The organism is Paractinoplanes polyasparticus (assembly GCF_019710575.1).
Taxonomy (GTDB): Bacteria; Actinomycetota; Actinomycetes; order Mycobacteriales; family Micromonosporaceae; genus Actinoplanes; species Actinoplanes polyasparticus.
Genome location: NZ_JAHWFK010000109.1, coordinates 1 through 3456 on the forward strand (window position 1 = coordinate 1; position 3456 = coordinate 3456).

General features: G+C 66.2%; 2 protein-coding genes and 1 pseudogene. 2 read left to right on the forward strand and 1 reads right to left on the reverse strand.

Annotated features, from left to right (window positions below):
- Positions 1 to 142: 142 nt before the first annotated feature.
- Positions 143 to 1276 (forward strand): annotated as a pseudogene (locus KXC43_RS53665) (IS701 family transposase).
- On the opposite strand, the gene KXC43_RS50200 reads toward KXC43_RS53665, so the two are convergent.
- Positions 1188 to 2201 (reverse strand): helix-turn-helix domain-containing protein, encoded by a 1014-nt coding sequence (locus KXC43_RS50200; RefSeq protein ID WP_221383418.1) that lies wholly within the window; start codon positions 2199 to 2201, stop codon positions 1188 to 1190. The pseudogene KXC43_RS53665 and the gene KXC43_RS50200 sit on opposite strands and share 89 nt — an antisense overlap.
- Before the next feature lie 137 nt (positions 2202 to 2338).
- On the opposite strand from KXC43_RS50200, the gene KXC43_RS50205 reads away from it, so the two are divergent.
- Positions 2339 to 3151: an SDR family oxidoreductase gene (locus tag KXC43_RS50205; protein ID WP_221383419.1), complete on the forward strand. Its 813-nt coding sequence runs from the start codon at positions 2339 to 2341 to the stop codon at positions 3149 to 3151.
- The last annotated feature ends 305 nt before the right edge of the window (positions 3152 to 3456 follow it).

Consider the following 3456-nt stretch of genomic DNA (forward strand, 5'->3'; position numbering starts at 1 on the left):
GGGGACGACCACCGCCGCCGAAACGGGTCTACCGGCTGAAAATGACATACAGGATTTAAGGAACGTCGCACTAGTAGTGCTTTGTCATCTTTCGGGTGGGTGACGGTGACGGATCGAGGCTGATCTTGGTGTGGTGGGGTTGATGGATACCGCCGAGGTGCAGCAGCTGGCCGATGATCTGGACGCGTTCGTGGCGGATGTTTTCGCCTCGTTGACCAGGTCGGGGTGGCAGGACCGGGCTGAGCACCACCTGCGTGGTCTGATGTTGGACGGTCGGCGTAAGTCGATCCAGCCGATGGCGGCGCGGCTTGCCGGGCCGCATGAGCAGGCGTTGACCCATTTCGTGACGAACAGTCCCTGGAACGCCGGCTCGGTGCGCCGCCGGCTGGCGCAGCGGATGGACGAGGCGATCGCCCCAGCCGCGTGGGCGTTGGACGACACCGGTTGACTCAAGTGCGGGACCGCGTCAGTCTGCGTGGCCAGGCAATACACCGGCACGGCTGGCAAGGTGACAAACTGCCAGATCGGGGTCAGTCTGAATCTGGTCACCGACGCCGCGTCCTGCCCGGTTACGGTGACGCCGCCGAGTTCCGGCGGAGCCTCGAGGACCGGAACCTGACCTACATCGTGGCGTGAACTGCGCGCATACCGCCTTCACCATCGACACCCAGCGCACCGCACCGCCCTACAAGGGTGCCGGGCGGCGGCCGCCGCTGACCTACCGGGAAGCCGCACCCAGCCTCAAAACCCAGGTCCTAACGGTCGGCCGCGACGCTGCCCGCAGAGTCACCTGGCGCGAAGGCTCACCCCGCCGGGCAGAGAAAACCCGCAAGATGAGCGGCACCTTCGTCTTCCCGCGGATGCGTCCCGCCAGCCTGGTGCGCCGCCGGGCCGCCGGCTTCGACGAAGACCTGCCCGTGCGATGGCTAACCGCCGAATGGCCGCCCGGCGAACCGGAACCGACCGCTACTGGCTGTCGAACCTGCCCGCCACCACCGCGAAACGCACCCTGGTCCGGCTGGCCAAGCTGCGCCGGCGCATCGAACACGACCACCGAGAGATCAAAACCGGCCTCGGCCTGGACCACTACGAAGGCCGCACCTGGCAAGGCTGGCACCACCACACCACCCTGGTCTCCGCCGTCGATGGCCATTGGCCGATGCTGGCTGTGTCACTGCCGCGCGGGGCTACTTTGATCGGCCCACACTCGGTATGTTGGGGCCGGGTCGGGTCACACGGGCGTATTCACTCGGCGTCTGGCCAAACTGCGCCTTGAAAGACCTGGCGAAGTGGCTGCTGTCCGTAAAATGCCAGTAGGCGGCGATCTCGGTGATGCTCGCGCGCTGCCCTGGCGAGCCCAAGGCAAGACGTGCCTGTTCCAGTCGTCGGCGCCGGATGTAGGCGCCCGCCGGTTCTCCGGCCGCGGCGAACGCCCGTTGGAGAGTTCGCGGGGAGACTCGGAGCTCCCGCGCCAGCATTGTCGGCGACAGCTCGCGATCACCCAGCCGCTCGTCGGCGAGATCTTTCGCGGCTTGTGTGAGCGCGGGGGCCAATAGGGGCTCCGCGTCGTCGAACCGGCCTGCTGCCACGGCTTTGGCAAGCTCCAGCAGACTGCGATGAGCGGCGTCGACACCCGCTGGGCCAAGGTCCTCGAGGGTTGCGGTGACCATGCTGGTGTGCGCTGTCAGCAGACGGACCTCGGCCGAGTCTGCCTCTCCGATGACGGTCCGGTCTGCGAGCTGTGCGGCGAGCGCGGAGGCGGGCAGGACAAGAATTTTCGCGATCGTGTCCGGCGTCGTCTCGAACGGCGTCGGTCGCACCATGTGATGGAGCAGGAACTGCCCAGCCGATATGGTTGTCCGCTCGCCGGCGACCGGCGAGCCGCCCAACGTCCAGGTTCCGCGCCGTACGGTGTACATCTTCACCATGCCAGTGGGCTCATCCGGGTACTCCAGGGTCTGAAGAGCCGTGATGGGATGAGCGTCGACGATCATCACGTCGCGCACCTGGGCGACCCGGGTTCTGCCGCGGTAGTCGTCTTTGGCGGCCTGGCTGAAGGCCGGCATCGGCAACTCGTTGTCGAGGTGTGTCTGCCACGCGTCCTGAAAGGCATCGAAGGTCGGATGCATAGCGCGCGGAACGGCAGTGTCCAGCCGGAGCACGCGGCTCGACCGGTCGCGCGCCGTGCTGTTGGGAGTCATCGGACGTGCCTTCCTCGTTGCGCACGGCGTCCCGCCGGATGACGCCGATCTACTGACTAGATGTCGCTGTCGTTCAAGTACTAGCCGAGGTGATCCTCCTACGCTCGACGGAAACGGACACAACTGCAGGAGACGCAATGGCCTATCTCGTTACAGGAGCTTCCAGCGGTATCGGTCGAGCCATTGCGATACGTCTCGCCAACCGGGGTCACGAAGTCATTGCTGGAGTGCGGCGAGTTGCTGACGCTCCGGCGAGTCCGCGGATCCGTCCCCTGCTGCTGGACATTACTGACAGCGCTCAGCTGGCTGCGGCCGCGAAGGAGATCGAACGACTCGACGGTCTGGTCAACAACGCCGGCGTCACCTTGGCTGGCCCCATGGAGTATCTACCCCTGGACCGCCTCCGTGAGCAGTTGGAGATCAACGTTGTCGGCCTGCTCGCAGTGACCCAGGCGTTCATGCCCGCGATCAGGGCTGGACAGGGGCGTGTCGTCATGATCGGCTCGGCCGGAGGTTTTGTAGCCACCCCCTTCCTCGGTGCCTACAGTGCCTCCAAGTTCGCCCTGGAAGCACTATCCGACGCGTTGCGCCAGGAACTGCGGCCCTCGGGAGTGCCCGTGGTCCTTGTCGAACCGGGAAGCCACAAATCGCAGAACCGGGCCAGCACCGAGGCCGCCGTGCAGGCAGACATGGAGCGCATGGGAGAGGAAGCCAAGCATCACTATGGTCGCGCAGTGGATGCCTTCGTTCAATTCTGCCGGAGGGTGGAAGACGGCGCCGGAGACCCCGCCCGCGTCGCGGCTGCCGTGGAACGCGCTCTCATCACCAGACGGCCCCGTGCGCGATACTTCGTCGGCGCCGATGTTCGCGGAATCCTCATGCTGAGCCGGCTGCTGCCCACCGGGGCCATGGACGCGTTGCTCTCCCGGGCGGTCGGCCTGCCGCAGTAAGCACCCGCAGCTGTTCATGAACTTTGAGCTGGACACGGCAAACCCCACGGGTTCAATCGCGTTTCGGACAAGTGTCCTGGCGGGGTTTCTTTTCCGGCGGGAGCGGAGCACGCGGGGTCGCGGTGTGGCGCCGGCCTAACGGTCGTCGGGTTGGCACGACCGGCTGCGGTGCGCGCTCCGCTCGCTGGGTTCACTTCCGCGTCGATGACGACTGACCCATGAAGCCGTGGCCGGCCGGTGACCGGCTCGATGGCGTGCGCGAACGCGTCGTGCGGCGATCCGTTCTACTCGGTCGTGAGCAGATG

What these genes read in the sequence shown, in the direction of transcription:
- KXC43_RS50200 (WP_221383418.1), bottom strand. Translation starts at nt 2,201, where the DNA reads ATGACTCCCAACAGCACGGCGCGCGACCGGTCGAGCCGCGTGCTCCGG.
- KXC43_RS50205 (WP_221383419.1), top strand. Translation starts at nt 2,339, where the DNA reads ATGGCCTATCTCGTTACAGGAGCTTCCAGCGGTATCGGTCGAGCCATT.